Source organism: Paenibacillus sp. NPDC057886, from assembly GCF_042796655.1.
Classification (GTDB): Bacteria; Bacillota; Bacilli; order Paenibacillales; family Paenibacillaceae; genus Paenibacillus.
Map to the genome: position 1 here is coordinate 562,268 of NZ_JBHVMZ010000006.1, position 16,409 is coordinate 578,676.

12 protein-coding genes are annotated in these 16,409 nt (G+C 49.2%); 11 read left to right on the forward strand and 1 reads right to left on the reverse strand.

Annotated features, from left to right (window positions below; translation table 11 throughout):
* Positions 1-545: 545 nt before the first annotated feature.
* From ACFVQB_RS22775 to ACFVQB_RS22800, 6 genes are all read left to right on the forward strand, one after another.
* The gene (locus ACFVQB_RS22775; RefSeq protein WP_379444317.1) at positions 546-2,771 is read left to right on the forward strand and encodes a hypothetical protein; all 2,226 of its coding nucleotides are present in this window, start codon (positions 546-548) and stop codon (positions 2,769-2,771) included.
* A 26-nt stretch (positions 2,772-2,797) separates the two neighbouring features.
* Complete coding sequence (locus ACFVQB_RS22780) at positions 2,798-4,009, forward strand: HEAT repeat domain-containing protein (protein WP_113053953.1); 1,212 nt, start codon at positions 2,798-2,800, stop codon at positions 4,007-4,009.
* Positions 4,010-4,031: 22 nt separating this feature from the next.
* Positions 4,032-5,429 carry a glycosyltransferase family 2 protein gene (locus tag ACFVQB_RS22785; protein WP_379444318.1) on the forward strand — a complete coding sequence of 466 codons (1,398 nt, stop codon included), beginning with the start codon at positions 4,032-4,034 and terminating at the stop codon, positions 5,427-5,429.
* 293 nt (positions 5,430-5,722) lie between these two features.
* Positions 5,723-6,526 carry a response regulator gene (locus ACFVQB_RS22790; protein WP_379444319.1) on the forward strand — a complete coding sequence of 268 codons (804 nt, stop codon included), beginning with the start codon at positions 5,723-5,725 and terminating at the stop codon, positions 6,524-6,526.
* A 138-nt stretch (positions 6,527-6,664) separates the two neighbouring features.
* Positions 6,665-8,032, forward strand: coding sequence for a nucleotide sugar dehydrogenase (locus ACFVQB_RS22795; RefSeq protein WP_379444320.1), 1,368 nt, complete (start codon positions 6,665-6,667; stop codon positions 8,030-8,032).
* A 32-nt stretch (positions 8,033-8,064) separates the two neighbouring features.
* Positions 8,065-8,964 (forward strand): hypothetical protein, encoded by a 900-nt coding sequence (locus ACFVQB_RS22800; protein ID WP_379444321.1) that lies wholly within the window; start codon positions 8,065-8,067, stop codon positions 8,962-8,964.
* Positions 8,965-9,075: 111 nt separating this feature from the next.
* Here ACFVQB_RS22800 and ACFVQB_RS22805 read toward each other — a convergent pair whose 3' ends face one another.
* Entirely contained in the window at positions 9,076-9,948 is an 873-nt protein-coding gene (locus tag ACFVQB_RS22805; RefSeq protein WP_063565624.1) for a helix-turn-helix transcriptional regulator, read from the reverse strand.
* 465 nt (positions 9,949-10,413) lie between these two features.
* Between ACFVQB_RS22805 and ACFVQB_RS22810 the strand changes: the two genes are divergently transcribed.
* The 5 genes from ACFVQB_RS22810 (at position 10,414) to ACFVQB_RS22830 (ending at position 16,224) form a co-directional block, all read left to right on the forward strand.
* Positions 10,414-11,604, forward strand: a complete 1,191-nt coding sequence (locus tag ACFVQB_RS22810; RefSeq protein WP_379444484.1) for an LLM class flavin-dependent oxidoreductase — start codon at positions 10,414-10,416, stop codon at positions 11,602-11,604.
* A gap of 222 nt (positions 11,605-11,826) precedes the next feature.
* The gene (locus tag ACFVQB_RS22815; RefSeq protein ID WP_379444325.1) at positions 11,827-13,101 is read left to right on the forward strand and encodes an ABC transporter substrate-binding protein; all 1,275 of its coding nucleotides are present in this window, start codon (positions 11,827-11,829) and stop codon (positions 13,099-13,101) included.
* 3 nt (positions 13,102-13,104) lie between these two features.
* A complete protein-coding gene (locus ACFVQB_RS22820; RefSeq protein WP_379444329.1) occupies positions 13,105-13,977 on the forward strand; it encodes a carbohydrate ABC transporter permease in 873 nt (290 codons plus the stop codon).
* A 99-nt stretch (positions 13,978-14,076) separates the two neighbouring features.
* Positions 14,077-14,892, forward strand: a complete 816-nt coding sequence (locus ACFVQB_RS22825) for a carbohydrate ABC transporter permease (protein ID WP_379444333.1) — start codon at positions 14,077-14,079, stop codon at positions 14,890-14,892.
* A gap of 114 nt (positions 14,893-15,006) precedes the next feature.
* The gene (locus ACFVQB_RS22830; protein WP_076288250.1) at positions 15,007-16,224 is read left to right on the forward strand and encodes an MFS transporter; all 1,218 of its coding nucleotides are present in this window, start codon (positions 15,007-15,009) and stop codon (positions 16,222-16,224) included.
* The last annotated feature ends 185 nt before the right edge of the window (positions 16,225-16,409 follow it).

A 16,409-nucleotide genomic window follows, 5' to 3' on the forward strand; every position in this document is an offset into this window, starting at 1 on the left:
TAGGGGGGGACTGATGTCCTTTTTTGGTTTTCTGCACTTTTCAGAAAACCTTGATAGGGCGCGGATTTTCAAGGATACGTTATCGGACTATAGTATCAATTTTGTAATCTTTATGGTTAATACTGTAAAAATGTCCGCAACTTTAAAATATCATTAGCGTTTAATGGGGTAAGCGTTCAAGCGGAAACAGATCTCGTAATCCGCGTTGCATATAACAATAACGGGTAGAGATGTGCCAGGCTGGAAGAACCTCAAAAGGACGGTTAAAGTGGAAAATAATCATGTCCAAGGTGTAAAGGGCCAGAAGGACTCCTGGATGCTAGTTGATGGCGCATTTTACGAATTATGGGCAGAATGTTGCAGTTCATGTTTGCTTCCATCAGCCTAGTTACAAATGCAGAGTCTTAGAGCTATAGTGAGAACTACACCGCTGACATCTCTACCCAAAGCGGACATCCGATGCGGGATTTCCCGCAGACCTTCATGTCATTTAAGATCCGCAGGTGAAGCAGGATGCATACTAGAGAGGTGAGCAATTAAGAGCCATGAGCAGACGAAGACGAAGACGCTGGTTGCTAACGATGCTGACAGGAGCGGCCGTAGTGACAGGTGGAATACTTGCCGGCTGGCACTATATGCAACCTCAGCTCGTTACGTACACAGCGGAGAATGGCACCGAGATGAAATTCAAGACCGATGGAGACCGGTTCATGGAATATGGACCCGATGGCACATGGCGGGAGATGTTCGTGAAAGGTGTGAACCTCGGCGCTACATCACCAGGACATTACCCGGGTGAATTTCCGTTGACCAAAGAGGATTACTTGAAGTGGTTCCAGCAGATTGAGGATCTGGGGGCCAATGTCATCCGGGTGTACACGGTACATGAGCCGATTTTTTACACCGCATTGGTTGAGTATAACCGTGGCCGGGAGCAACCGTTATATTTTATACAGGGCATATGGTCGCCGGAAGAAGAGTTGATCGAGAAGCAGGATGCCTATGCTGACCATATTGAGCAGACGTTCAAGCAGGAGATTGAAAAGGCGGTATCGGCTGTATATGGAGATGCGGACATTCCCGATAAACCGGGAGAGTCAAGCGGCAAATACAAAACGAATGCCGGGAAATATCTGATGGCTTGGCATGTGGGTACCGAGTGGGACCCTTCGATGGTGAACAACACGAATGAGAGCCACCCCGATGTGCCGCAGTACAAAGGCGTTCATTTTTCCGGGACGCAAGATGCATCACCGTTCGAGAATTGGCTGGCAGAGCTGCTGGACTATACCGCCGTATTGGAGAAGAAATACGGGTGGGAGCATCCGATGACCTTCACCAACTGGGTAACAACCGATGTGCTGGATCATCCGGGCGAGCCACTGTTCGAAGAGGATTTGGTCAGTGTGGATGCGCGACATATTCAACCGGAAGAGTGGCAGGGCGGATATTTTGCAGCATACCATGTGTACCCTTATTACCCGGACTTGTTCCATACGGACCAGACACTCCAGACGATCAAGGATGAGAATGGCGAGTACAACACGTACAAAAGTTATCTGCGCAAGCTCAAAGCCGAGTTTTCCGATATGCCTGTAATGATTACAGAGTACGGTGTACCGTCTTCGCTTGGGATTTCCCATCTGGGTATGGGAGGTCGAGATCAGGGCGGACATAACGAGGTCGAGCAGGGCGAGATCGACGCATCGCTGACTCAGGATATTTATGATGAGGGGTATGCGGGAGCGATTTTGTTCATGTGGCAGGATGAGTGGTTCAAGAAAACCTGGAACACGATGCCGTTTGAAATTCCGGCTGATCGGAGAGCCTACTGGCTGAACGTGCTGACAAATGAGAAGATGTTCGGTCTGCTCGCCATGGACCCCGGTAAGCAGGAACAGCTGACCATCGACGGGAAACTGGATGACTGGAATGTGCTGAAGAAGGAAGAGGTCACCGTCTGGCAAGGCAAGGTAGAAGGCATCAAGGAAATGAAAATGACCCATGATGAAGCCTACCTGTACATTGGTATGACGCTGGACCAACCTTTTGACCCGAATCAGACTTTGCTTCGTATCGGAACAGATACGCTGGATGGTGGCAATCAGCCGGGCACGAGACTTCCGGATCGAACGCTCAGTGATGGGCTCGAAACGGTGATTACACTGGGGCAGGATGATGAATCACAAGTGGAGATCGCCAAGGACTATGACTTTAACCAGCGCCTCTATGGCAAGGAAGGTTACGGGATGCTGCCCGAGGAGCAAGAGAATGCGGCAGATCCATTCCATCCATGGAACCTGGCTGTCAGCCTGCGGATGACTCCACCGGATACCCGGTCGGCCCAACCGTTCATGAATGAGAAGGTTGGTACATTGAAACGGGGAACGACAGCTCCGGATCAGTCCGATACCGATTCATTAACCGCTTGGCAGTATAACGGTAATCAGGTCGAGATGCGTATTCCATGGATGCTGCTTGGATTCGGTGACCCAAGTTCACTGCAAGCGATCAAGTATGGAGCGCTGAAAGGTGGGCGGGAATTCGAAACCGTCGCAGTCAAGGGTGTAACCCTGGTTCCGTGGCTAATGGATCGTTCTACTGGAAATATCTCTTGGCCTGGTGGTGAACAGAAGACACTGGATGTGAAGACATTGCCTGTGTACAGCTGGCAGCCCTGGGAGCAGGTACAGTACAGTGAACGACTGAAACTGAGCTACGAGGAAATGAAGAAACGGTATGAACAAATTCCAAGTTTTCAGACCGAATAAATGAGTATAAAGGAGGACCTTTTCACATGTTTCCGAATTTGGCCTTGGCTTATCTGTTTCTATACATCTGTACGGCGCTCGTCGCTGTGGGTGTAATCCTGCTGTTTGCCATGAAAATGTCCCACAACGGCAAACGGCGCAAGATTGAGTTTTATAAATTAAAGCAGCGTGACTACTTTACGTACCTGCAAACGGCGCTGACAGAGGACAGTCCCCTGAGATTGCCACCTGGGAAGCTGGCCCCACTTGAGCGTCGGGTCATCCAGAGCAAACTTATAGAATGGATTGATCAGTTCAAAGGGGAGTATCGCAACAAATTAATTGTACTCTGCCGTGAAGCCGGATTTGTAGAGCATGATCTGAAGGAACTGAGTCGTATTCGTTACGGACGCCAGATCGATGCGGCTTATCGATTGGGTGGCATGCGTTGTCCAGAGGCCGTTCCAGGTTTGATGGAATTGCTTAAAGATGAGAAGCCAGGTCCAATGGCGATTATGATTGGTCGTTCAATTGCAAGATGTACCACTCGTCAGGGTGAACTGAAAGACATGCTCGCGCTGCTGTTGACCAAAGGAAAATCGATTCATCATCTGGCAGCAGATATTTTGCTCGAAACCAGTCTGGACACCAGTCGAATTCTGATTGAATTGCTGGAAGATCGCAATCCTGACTTTGTCAAAGTGGGACTGGTTGCGATGTGGGGACAAGCTGTGCCGGAAGTGATGCCTGCACTCGACAGACTCGTTGGCGCAGAACATCAGGATGTACGGGCAGAAGCGGTGAAGCTGTATCTAAGCGCAAGTCCGGCACTTCAGGACGAAACCATTCTGAAGCTCATGCAGGATTCGGACCCGGAGGTGCGTGCCGAAGTGGTTCAGGCACTCGGTTCAAAACATGCGGCAGGCAGCATTCCACTGCTGCGTAAAGCGCTGCGTGATGAAGATTGGGGAGTACGCTATAACAGTGCGGAGAGCCTGGGCAAGCTGGGTGAACCGGGATTTGAAGCCTTGTGTCAAGCCGCTGTGGAGGGCACAGGTGCTGAACGGGAAATTGCAATGCAGCAGATTGAGAGCACGATGCAGCACTCAGGAACAGACCACAAAGCCGTTGACCAGATGATTGCACATAACAAAAAAAGGCTGCTGTATGATCGGTACTTCGGTCCCGTACGCGGGAACCGGACAACAAGCAAGAAACGTACAGGTGTGGCTGCGGTAGGAGGGGATTACACTGCTTAGAGATCTACTATTAATCTACGGCATGGTCGCAATCTATTATGTCGTAGCCGTAAATACGCTTTACTTTTCCATTCTGGCCTTATCATTCCGTAACATTTGGACGATCTTCAGGCGGTCGCATTATTCCAAATACAATACGTTGTCAGGCTCGGAGCTGGTACCATCGGTTTCCTTGCTGGTTCCCGCATACAACGAGGAACTGACGATTATTGAAAATGTGAACTGCCTGATGACGCTGAATTATCCAACGTATGAAGTCATCGTGGTGAATGATGGTTCCAGCGATACCACCTTAAAGGTGTTGCTGGAAGAATATCGTCTGAAGCCGGTACCCAACACGAAGATTCGGGGCAAGATTTCCTGTCAGAAAATTCGCGGGATCTACCACAATCCGGAATTCCCAGACTTGTATGTCATTGACAAGGAAAACGGCGGGAAGGCCGATTCCCTCAATGCCGGAATCAACCTGTCTCATTATCCGTTGATTTCTTCCATTGATGCCGACTCTTTGCTGGAGAAGGATGCCCTGATTCGCATGGCTCGCATGTATATGGAGAATCCGGAGGAGACCGTTGCTATTGGCGGGGATGTACGGATAGCTAACGGCTGCAAAATCGAGAATGGGGCAGTGCAGGACGTTTCACTGCCTCGCAAGATTTGGCCTATGTTCCAGTCCATTGAGTATCTCAAAGCCTTTCTCGGCGGACGGATCGGCTGGAGTCACATGAATGGTCTGATTATCGTCTCGGGTGCCTTCGGCATGTTCCGAAAGGATGCGGTTATCGCGGTTGGGGGATACCGGGACGGTTATCCGGGTGAAGACATGAACATTATCATCAAGCTTCACCGTTATATGCTGGAAAACAAATTGAAATACCGCGTAGCCTTCTGCCCTGAAGCCGTGTGCTGGACACAGGCGCCGGATTCCTACCGGATCTTGTCCAGTCAGCGCAAGCGCTGGGGACGTGGAAATCTGAAGAACATGCTCGAAAACCGCGGCATGTTGTTCAACCCGAAATATAAAGTCATGGGCATGCTGACCATGCCGTACAACATCCTTTTTGAAGCGCTGAATCCGTATTTCCGCATTACCGGACTTCTCGCTCTCACGGGATATGTACTGATGGATATGACTCAATGGCCGATACTTCTTCTGTTTGGATTGCTCAACGTAGTGAGTGGTTATCTGCTGAGTGTGGGAGCACTGGTGCTCGAGGAAATTGCATTCAAGCGGTATAACAAGCTGTCCGATCTGGTCAAAATGCTGGTCTACTCCGCTCTGAAATTCGTCGGCTATCATCAGCTCGGCGTGCTGTGGAGATTGCAGGGGCACATTCAGTTCATGCAAAAAAACAATTCATGGGGTACCATGACACGCCAGAGCTGGTCCGAAGAAGAGAAGACAAGCGAGGCGGCTTAAGCACAACGTAATCAAGGTAATACAGCAGAAACAATATAGATGTTCAACTAAACATTTACACGAGAACGGAGAGGACAGAAATAACCTGAAGAAGCGAAGCGTTCGCCTAAAAGCTTTCTGAAAGAAAGCTACATCGGAAGCATACGCTATCCCCGGATTTCCCCTTTTCAGAAAGGAATCAAAAAATCTGGGGATAACAGCGATTGGAAGGTTATTCTGTCATCGGAGTGTCAGTGTAAATACCCATTAGTTGGACTTGTATAGATAACCGAGGGAGAAGGGTGGAAAAGAACATGCCAAATACGGCGACATTGCAGCGTGAGGCTGCCGTTAATGTGTACCGCAGTGTAGAACAGGGATTGAAAGAAACGGGTGCCGAAACATGCGGCTTAATGTTCATCCATTGTGCAGGGCAGTCTCAGCCGGAGCAGCAGGTCAGGACACATCTGGAGCAGACCAGTGAGTCTGCCTTCCAGGTCTGGCAGGATGGAGCCACACAGGCGATTGCTGTCCTGCTGCCAGGGTTGACGCTGGATGAGGTTCATTATGAGGGGCTTCGCATCAAGCATGAATTGCAGGAGACGGTAGCTGGTGCCGATCCGCAAATTACGCTGGCAAGTTTCCCGGCAGGTGAGCGTCCTTCAAAGGCAACCATTCAACATATGGCTGAGTCCGCCAAGCTGGTAGACCCGTCGGAAATTCATATCTACACGCTGGACAAGACGGCAGACGAGCCGGAACGAATTTTGATTGTGGATAACGATCCGACGGTACGCGAGTTTCTGCAATTGCGTCTGAAGATGCAGGGGTACGAAACCTATGAAGCGGTGGATGGACTGGCTGCACTGGAACTGATTGAGAAAATCACGCCCGATCTGGTGCTGACCGAACTGAACCTGTATGGCATTGATGGCCTGCCGTTCATTCAACATATCCAGAACCTGGACATGGAGCAACCGCCCAAAATCGTCGTATTGACGGAACAACGTGTGGAACAGACGATCAGCCAATGCTTCCGCAGCGGAGTCGATGATTATATGACCAAACCGTTCTCACCTGTGGAGCTGGATGCCCGAATCAGACGTTGCCTGCACTAAACGCAACCACAAGCAAAGCCAGGAGAAACAAATAGCCTTCATCAATCTTTATCAGCCAAACAAGTACATCTACAGACAAACATCTATCAAATGGATTCATTAATCAACCAAACAAATACACTGCCCGGAGGGAATATCATGGAGAATCAACAATTCCACACATTACTGAATGCGATTGAAAATAAAGAAGCGGTGCTCGGCGTGGTCGGGCTCGGTTACGTAGGATTACCACTTGCGGTGGAAATGGTCAATCAGGGGTTCACGGTAATCGGGATTGATCTGGATGCATCCAAAGTGGAAAGCATCTATCAGGGAGATTCCTATATTCACGATATTTCGTCTGATGAATTGAAAAAAGTGATGCAAAGCGGCCGCTTCCAGCCTACAACGGATTACAGCATGCTGCGTGTGATCGACGCGTTGAGCATCTGCGTGCCTACACCGCTTAGTGAAAATCAGGACCCGGATACGTCTTATATCGAGACAGTTGTGGATCAGATTAAACTGCACATGAAACCAGGCATGCTGATTACACTGGAGAGCACCACTTATCCGGGTACAACGGAAGAACTGATCCAGGATGAGCTGGACAAAATCGGACATGAAGCAGGCAAAGACTACTTCCTGTGCTTCTCGCCTGAACGTGTGGACCCGTCCAACGGACGATTCACTACTTTTAATACACCGAAAGTGATCGGGGGAACAACTGAAGCTTGCCTCAAACTGGGAACAGCATTGTACAGCAAATACGTTGAAACGGTTGTACCTGTATCTTCGCCAAAAGTGGCTGAAATGTCCAAACTGCTGGAAAATACGTTCCGCAGCGTCAACATTGCCTTTGTTAATGAAATGGCAATGATGTGTGACCGTATGGGCATCGATATCTGGGAAGTTATCGACGCAGCTGCGACGAAGCCGTTTGGCTTCATGCCTTTCTATCCGGGCCCTGGCATCGGTGGTCACTGCATTCCGCTTGATCCGATGTACCTGTCCTGGAAGGCCAAAGGATTCCGTTTCTACAGCAAATTCATTGAGCTGGCGCAATCCACCAATGACAACATGCCATATTATGTACTGAACAAAACATCAACTATTCTGAATGAGTACGCGAAATCGGTACGTAAATCCAACATTCTGTTGCTTGGTATGTCGTACAAGCCGAATATTGCCGATTTGCGTGAATCTCCAGGACTGGAAGTTTATGAACTGTTCAAGGAAGGTGGAGCCAACGTCAGCTATTATGATCCACATGCTGAGTCATTCCTGGACAAGCATGGCGAGACGGTATATAGCGAAGTGTTCAACCTGGAGCAGTTCAAGAAGTACGATTGCATCGTGCTGATCACCAACCACAGCGATTTGCCTTACTTTGATATTGCCGAGATGGGTGTGCCGATTCTGGATACACGTAATGCGTTCAAAACGTATACACATCCGCACATTTACAAGATTGGTCATTCGGTACAGCACCCTGTGCTGGAGCCAAGTGAAGCGTTGCTCGTCTGAGGAATATAACGAACAAGTGGGGCAAACTGTCGGTGAAGGCAAAATGGGCCATCTTGGCCCTGCTGTTCTGCCTGCTTCTTCTGCCCTGGCTACTCAAATGGTTTTCACATGAGGAACACAAAGCGACCTGGCTGTGGGACGCTTCCATTATTGCAGAGCAGACGCCTGAGATTATCTCCTTCTCCAAAGAACAGGGCGTGGATACCATTTTCCTGCAAATTCAGGATGAGGTACCTGATGCGACATACCGCAAATTCATCGCGGCAGCGCGGCAGGCTGAGATTGAAGTACATGCCCTTAACGGTCATGCAGACTGGGCCTATACGGAGAAGCGGGAAGAGGGACTTGCATTTATTGAAAAAGTACGGGCATACAATGCAGCTTCGGCCAAAAATGAACGCTTTGAGGGAATTCAGCTGGATGTGGAGCCTTATCAGCTAAAACGCTGGGAGGACGAGCAGAATAGCGTTATTGCGGAGTGGAGCGACAACATGAAGGCATGGACCAAAGCTGGTGATGATGCCGGACTCTACATGAGCGCCGCGATCCCTTTCTGGCTGGATGCACGCGAGTCGGCAGAAGGCGGAGGTACACTCAGCCGCTGGGTGATTGATCACTTTGATGCGGTGGCTATCATGGCTTATCGGGATAGTGGTCAGCAGATGTATGATCTGTCCAAGGAAGAATTGGACGAAGCGGATGAGCTTGGCAAGAAGGTATGGGTTGGAGCCGAGCTGGCAGACACGCATGAGGGCGATCATTTAACCTTTTTCAGCAAATCCATCACCAATATGGACGAAGAAATGAAGAAAGTGTTTGATCTCGGCGCTTCTCATTCCTCTTTTGCCGGTGTAGCGGTGCATCATTATGAAGCATGGTATGCAAAGGAAAACGGAATTCCGCTGGCTCGAAAAAGCGAGGAGAAGAAGTAGCGGGTGTATATGGTTACAAAAAGATCATTGTAAGTTGTAAGCAGGAAAAGGCAAGTCTCCAGTCAAGGAGGCTTGCCTTTTTGCTATTCGTAGCGTGCGGCTGACGACAAATCAGCTTTTATTGTTCTCGGCCGTTCGATATCGGTTGGGAGGCAGACCGACCTGCTTTTTGAACGCTTTGGAGAAAGAAAATAGGTCAGGATAACCCACCGAGTGCGCTACTTCAGTTAACGTTAACGGGGTCTGAACAAGCAGCCGTTTGGCCTGATTCATTTTGAGACGTTGAATGTACTGGACAGGAGACAGGCCGTAGGCTTTGCGGAATTGTTTGGCAAAATGGGTCCGATCCACGCCTGCGTGTGAAGATACACCTTCCACAGTAATGCCGCCTGCAAAGTGAATATCCATGTACTCCTTGCCCTTTTGCAGCCATGGTGTAGCAGAGTCTGGTTGAAGCACCCGGGTAGCGGGGGATTTGGCAATCCGGTCAAACAATCCGAGAAAACGGGTAAGTCGTCCCAGGTCGCTTGCGCCTCCCTGAGGTTTGCGAACCTCTTCCATAAAAGCACGCATGCCACTTGCCGTCTCCGGCGTGAGTACACCTGAACGATGTGGCGCGTCCGGAGTAAGCCCGATTCGTGCCAAAAGTTCAGCTGCATGTTTTCCATCAAAGGCAATGAAAATTTTGTGCAAAGATTCCTTTGGGTCGGACCAGTACTCATGGGTAACCTGTGGATACAGGCAGAATGCATCACGGGCACGCAGGGAATAACGATGTCCGTTCTGTATGAAAGTACCCTCGCCCTCCAGAACAAAAATTAAATAATGAAAAGGCGTCGTTCGAGGGCCAATATGATAATTGCTTTTGGCTATATTACGGCCAATTCGAATCGGCCATGCTCCACCGGCTTTCTCGAATTCAGACGGAGTAAAAAAAATAATATCCAAAAACTCGTGGTGGTCCTCCTTCATGCTCTCGATCATCAGGAACACCTCTTTAATATAAGTATAGTTTGTAATCTCTGAAAGTTTTTCTTATAACCTATTATACAGGTGGGTTTTGTAAATATTCAAGATCGAGAAGAACTATTCCTGTGAATTCACCACAAAATGACAAAATAAAATTACCGCGAAATGACATTGATCACAGACAAGGCAATTGTTATGATGTCCATACCTATTAAACCAAGTTAATTAATCGGCATTTGGAAGTATTCATCTTTATAAATTCAACTTTAAGAATTACACAGCAACGTAGGGGACAGAAAAGACCTGAAGAAGCGAAGCGTGCGCCTTTGTCACCGGATTTTCCCTTGAAAAGGGAATTAAAAGAAATCTGGGGACAAGAGTGATCGAAAGGTTTTCTGTAACCGAAGTGCTTGAGTGAAACCATTCATTAGATCAATTTATGACCAGAAGGGATTGACTTGCGTGAGCGAACAGGAAGAGATGAAGTTTGGCTGGTTTTTGCCTACAGCAGGAGATGGAAAATATGTGGGGGTTGCCCCGGAGCGGGAACCGAGCCTGGATTATTTGGTTCAAGTGGCCCAGACAGCGGAGACGGCAGGTTTTGAATTTGTATTGATTCCGACAGGGGGAGCCTGTCTGGATGCGTGGGTTGTGGGTTCGGCTGTCATGAGTCACACGAAAACACTGCGTCCACTTGTAGCCATTCGCCCAGGTCTGGTTACCCCTGTATTGGCGGCACGAATGGGAGCGGCACTGGATCAACTGTCTGGCGGTCGTGCCATGATCAATGTGGTGACAGGCAGTTCGGTTCGGGATTTGGAGGAACTGGGAGATCCACTGGCTCATGCCCATGATGAACGTTATGAACGGGCGAGCGAGTACATGGAAGTGATGAAACGCTCATGGACGCAATCAACCGGGCTCAATCTGACTGAGTTTGCCGGAAGCGGAAGTGGTGCTGAGGCAAATGGGGAAGCTGCGGCCAATCAACCATCGGAGTTTAACGGTAAGTATTATAATTTCAAAGGTCCGGTAGGCATGCCTGAAACGGTACAAAAGCCGTATCCGCCGTTCTACCTGGGGGGAAGTTCACCGATTGCGAAACGGGTAGCTGTTGAACACGCAGATACATTCCTCATGTGGGGAGAGCCGCATGACTGGATTCAGGAGCAGATCGAAGAAATTGAAGTCATTCGCGAACAGATCAAAGAGGAAACGGGTCAAGATCGCCAGTTGCGTTACGGCATGCGGGCACAGGTACTCATTCGGGATACCGAAGAAGAATCTTGGGCGGCCGCCTGGGAGATTATTAGCAAAGTCCCACCTGAAGCGATCGAGAAAGCCAAAGCAGCCTTTGCGGAAACGGATGCGACCAACCAGCGCAGACAGAATGAGCTGCGGGAACTGTCCGAGAAGCAGCAGTTCGTCGTAGGTTCTAACCTGTGGACAGGGTTATCCGTTGTACGTTCGGGCGGAGCGATCCTCATTGTCGGTACAGCAGGACAGGTCGCAGAACGATTGATGGAATATGGGGACTTGGGCGTAACGACATTCATTCTGTCCGGTTATCCGCATCTGGAAGAAGCCGAAATTTTCGGCCGGACCGTGATGCCCATTATTCGCGAAAAATGGAAAACAAGACAGAAGAAGCATCAAGTTACTACTAACTAAGTAAGTTCAACTAATCTTTTTATACGAAAACGGAGAGGACAGAAATAACGTGAAGAAGCGAAGCGTTCGCCTTTATCACCGGATTTATCCTTTTAAAAAAGGAATCAAATAAATCTGGGGATAACAGCGATCGGAAGGTTATTCTGTCATCGGAGTGGTCAGTATAAACAATCTTTAGTTGAACTTATAGAACATTAATCATCCTTCAGGAGGTCTTCTTTCATGAGAAAAAAACAAAAATATATTCTGCCCCTTGTCAGTATGCTGGTGATGTCCATCCTGCTGTCTGCCTGCGGTGGCGGGGATAACGCGGCATCAGGAGGCAACGATTCCTCTGGTTCAGGCAAAGTAACGATCAGCTTCATGCACTGGCGTGGAGAGGATGTGGAAGCACTGAACAAGACGATTGATGCGTTTGAAAAGGAAAATCCGAACATCCATGTGGAAATGCAGACTCTTCCTTCAGACCAATATCAATCGACTGTACAATCCAAAATCAGTGATGGTTCGGTTGGGGATGTATTTGCTTCCTTCCCTGGTGCACAGTTCGAAGCCTTCAACAAAGCCGGATTGTTTACGGATCTGACTGGATCGTCGTTTCTGTCGGCCTACAATCCAAAGCTGATTGAAGCAGGACAGCACGATGGCAAGCAATATGCAATTCCTTATCAACTCGTATACAACGATCCAATCTACAATGTGAAGCTGTTCGAAAAATATGGACTGACGCCGCCGACGGATTGGGAAGGCTTCCTGGCGCTTTGCCAGACGCTGAAAGACAACGGCATTATTCCGATTGCATTTGCTGGAGCGGACATTGGTCCGGGCCAATTCATGAATACGATGGTGATGAACAATGCACCGAGTGACGACATTTTTACCAAAGTGGAAGCCGGAGAGGCCAAACTGACGGATGAGTTTTGGGTGAAAACATTAACTCAGATCAAAGAACTGAACGACAAAGGTTACTTCCAGCAGGACGCACTAGGAACGAAAGATCCGGCAGCGGGAGCGCTCTTTATCCAGGAGAAAGCAGCCATGCTGGCGAGCGGATCGTATCAGTTAGCACAGAACAAGCTGCAAAATCCAAATTTGGAGCAGAAGCTGCTCGCACCCATTACAGTAAGTGCAGATCAGGCGAAGTATGAAGGTGTTCATACCACGACATTTATGCTTGCGGTGAACAACAAGTCCAAACACCCGGAAGAAGCGAAGAAGTTCATTGAATTCCTGAGCAACCCGGAAGTGGCTGGCGAATATGCCAACCAGACGGGACAGAATGTAACGGTGAATGATGTGAAGTACGATACACCTGAGCTCCAGGTTGCCGGAGATTGGGCGAGCAAAAAGACCGTGTTCCAGCCACGGTTCACCATCCTGAACGGAGATAATCAGAAAGCAGTAACCAACTCCATTCAGGCTGTACTGAGCGGCACTTCTCCAGAAGAAGCAGCGCAGCAGGCACAGGCGATCATTGATCAGCATATCGGGAAATAAACGATGAAAAACCGTATTCAGCTATCCCTGTTTTTGTTACCCGGGTTGCTGCTGTACGTTGCACTGTTCGTATTTCCTACATTGACGGGGCTGTTCTATTCCTTTACGGATTGGGACGGGGTATCCCCGTCGTATGCATTTGTAGGGCTGGATAATTACAAGGACAGTCTCAGCAGCATCGTATTTCGCAAAGCTTTTGGCAACAACGTTGAGTTCATGTTAACGGTTGTCATTGCGCAAACGTTTATTTCACTTGTTCTGGCGCTGCTCCTGGTACGTAACACCAAGACACGCATCGCGCTCCGGGCGCTCTATTTTCTGCCTGCGATTCTGTCCTCCGTATCGGTGGGTCTGATCTGGGCATTTATGTATGATCCTTCGATCGGGCTGATTAACTATGGATTGAACGAGGCAGGTATGGGGACCATTGCCCACAACTGGATTGGTGATCCCAAGATCGCCATCTACTCGATTGCCGCGGTACAGGTCTGGGCACATGCCGGGCAGATGATGATCGTGTTTATCGCAGGTCTGCAAGGCATTCCGGCGGAGCTGTATGAAGCAGCACGTATGGATGGTGGCAGCAAATGGCAGGTATTCCGTACCGTGACCTGGCCACTGCTCGCACCTTCGGCAACGATTGTCGTGGCATATACCACGATTCAATCTTTCAAGGCTTTTGACCTTATTTTCACCATGACGGATGGAGGCCCGAACTACGCTACTGAAATTTTGACGACATACATCTATCATACCGCCTTTGGCAGCTACTCATTTGGCCTCGCTTCTGCGGGTTCGATGATTTTCCTGGTTCTGCTGGCGCTGCTGACACTATTACAGTTCAAAGCGCTGCGTGCCGACCGGGTAAGCTATTAACGATTGGACGGATTGATATGTTCGTGAGTATGTGAATTATTAAGTTTTATTCTGCCCGGAAGCATCCAAGCAACCAAAGGAAGAAGGGAGGGAATTTATATGTTTTTAAAATGGTTCAACCGCCTGATTTTATTGGTGTACGCGCTGCTGATTATCGTGCCGCTGTACTTTGTATTTGTATCATCGTTCAAAACGAGCAGCAACTTCTTCATCAGTCCATTTAGCTGGCCAGACCCGTTTACGTGGGATAATCTCACTGGCATGTTCCGCAGTCAGCCGATGTGGCAGTATTTCGGGAACAGTCTGGTCGTAACGCTGGGTACGGTTGCGATTGAGTTATTGCTCAGCAGCATGATTGCTTATGCCATTGTACGCTGGGGCGGAAGCGTGGGCAAAATTGTGTTTGCTTTGTTCGTGGCTGGGCTGATCGTTCCTTCCCAAGTGAGCATGCTGCCGATCTATTCCCTGACTCGTACACTTGGATGGTCGGACAGTCTGACAGGACTCATTGTAGTATCAGCCGCGATGTTAATGCCTGTCTCCGTATTTATGCTGACAGGCTTCATGCGTATGCTGAATGCGGAAATACTGGAAGCGGGCAGTATGGATGGAGCAAGCGAGTGGAGGCTCTATACACGAATTGCGCTACCACTCGCTGCACCTTCTCTGGCAGCTACAGCTACGTTCCTGCTCGTGATGGTCTGGAATGACTTGCTCATTCCGATGCTGATGCTCAGCAGTAAGTCCAAGCTGACGTTACCACTCGCGCTCATGCAGTTCCGCGGGGAATACGTGACGAACTATCCGATGATGCTCACGGGTGTGCTGGTAACAGCCATTCCGATGATCGTGCTGTTCATTCTGCTCCAGCGTTATTTTGTAGCAGGCCTGACAGCGGGTTCACTCAAGGGGTAAGGTATGGGAAGAAGATCAACGGATATGGGTATTTTACATTGATTTCTGGATCATTCTGCATAATAATGGTTTAGTGTCAGAATGACTACATAGAGATCAAGGGAGCTATAAGACATGAGCAAACTGGAAGTATTGCGGAATCCCAAGCAGCGCAAGCTGCTGTTCAGTGCCGGCATGAGCTGGCTGTTTGATGCAATGGAAGTCGGCATGATTTCCTTCATCGTGGCTGCACTTGCCAAGGAATGGAGTCTCAGTCCCGGACAAGTCGGGGTGCTTACGAGTATCAACTCCATCGGTATGGCGCTAGGTGCATTGCTTGCGGGGGCACTTGCGGACCGTTTCGGCCGAAAGGCCATTTTGATGTGGACACTGCTTGTATTTACGATTGCTAGTGGCCTGTCAGCATTGGCGACCGGATTCGCCGTATTGTGTGTACTGCGTCTAATTGCAGGTATCGGCCTCGGCGGGGAGCTGCCCGTTGCATCTACGTTGGTATCGGAGTCGATGCCTACGGCAGAACGTGGACGTGCAGTTGTACTGCTGGAGAGTTTCTGGGCAGGTGGCTGGATTGTATCAGCACTCATTGCCAACTTTGTTATCCCGGAATATGGCTGGAGAATTGCTTTTGCCATTGGTGCCGTTCCAGCTTTCTATGCGCTGTATCTGCGCCGTGCCATTCAGGACCCGCCTCGTTACAAGAACAATACCAAGATTAAGAAAATCACGTTCCGCGAAAAGGTTGCGACGGTATGGTCAGCACCTCATCGCCGCACAACGTTAATGCTCTGGATCTTGTGGTTTACCGTCATTTTCTCTTATTATGGTATGTTCCTGTGGTTGCCGTCGGTTGTTATGGCAAAAGGCTTTACGCTGGTCAAAAGCTTCCAGTACGTGCTGATCATGACGATCGCACAGCTGCCAGGTTACTTCACGGCGGCGTACTTCATTGAGCGGTTTGGCCGCAAATTTGTACTTGTCGTTTATCTTACATTGACAGCAGTAAGTGCGATTGCTTTTGGACTGGCAACAACGGAAGCGACGATTCTGACCGCAGGTATCTGTCTTTCCTTCTTCAATCTGGGAGCTTGGGGCGGTCTATACGCGTATAGTCCGGAATTGTACCCCACTTCCGTTCGTTCCACAGGTGTGGGTCTTGCCACATCGGTAGGCCGGATTGGGGGCGTGCTTGCTCCATTAATGGTTGGTATGTTGGTTCAGCGTGAGGTTGCAATCAGCCTGATTTTCACGATTTTCTTCGTGACCATCCTCATTGGCGCAGCCGCTGTGCTGTTCCTGGGCCGGGAAACGAAGGGTCTGGAACTGGCCGAATAAATGTCAATAAATACAACGCAACTTTTGTACGGGTCAACCTGCCTACGGAAATGATGGGCTGGACAAGCGGTACAAGGTTGATACAAGAAGAGGCATGACTATGGCGTGACCATGGGCTCATACCTCTTTTTGCTATGTTTGAAGTGGATTTTCGCCTGCGCCATCGGTCCGATAGACGACACTTT

Bases quoted from the DNA above. Each gene is read 5' to 3' on its own strand.
- ACFVQB_RS22775 (WP_379444317.1), top strand. From the start codon at position 546: ATGAGCAGACGAAGACGAAGACGCTGGTTGCTAACGATGCTGACAGGA.
- ACFVQB_RS22780 (WP_113053953.1), top strand. From the start codon at position 2,798: ATGTTTCCGAATTTGGCCTTGGCTTATCTGTTTCTATACATCTGTACG.
- ACFVQB_RS22785 (WP_379444318.1), top strand. From the start codon at position 4,032: ATGGTCGCAATCTATTATGTCGTAGCCGTAAATACGCTTTACTTTTCC.
- ACFVQB_RS22790 (WP_379444319.1), top strand. From the start codon at position 5,723: ATGCCAAATACGGCGACATTGCAGCGTGAGGCTGCCGTTAATGTGTAC.
- ACFVQB_RS22795 (WP_379444320.1), top strand. From the start codon at position 6,665: ATGGAGAATCAACAATTCCACACATTACTGAATGCGATTGAAAATAAA.
- ACFVQB_RS22805 (WP_063565624.1), bottom strand. From the start codon at position 9,948: ATGATCGAGAGCATGAAGGAGGACCACCACGAGTTTTTGGATATTATT.
- ACFVQB_RS22810 (WP_379444484.1), top strand. From the start codon at position 10,414: ATGAAGTTTGGCTGGTTTTTGCCTACAGCAGGAGATGGAAAATATGTG.
- ACFVQB_RS22815 (WP_379444325.1), top strand. From the start codon at position 11,827: ATGAGAAAAAAACAAAAATATATTCTGCCCCTTGTCAGTATGCTGGTG.
- ACFVQB_RS22820 (WP_379444329.1), top strand. From the start codon at position 13,105: ATGAAAAACCGTATTCAGCTATCCCTGTTTTTGTTACCCGGGTTGCTG.
- ACFVQB_RS22825 (WP_379444333.1), top strand. From the start codon at position 14,077: ATGTTTTTAAAATGGTTCAACCGCCTGATTTTATTGGTGTACGCGCTG.
- ACFVQB_RS22830 (WP_076288250.1), top strand. From the start codon at position 15,007: ATGAGCAAACTGGAAGTATTGCGGAATCCCAAGCAGCGCAAGCTGCTG.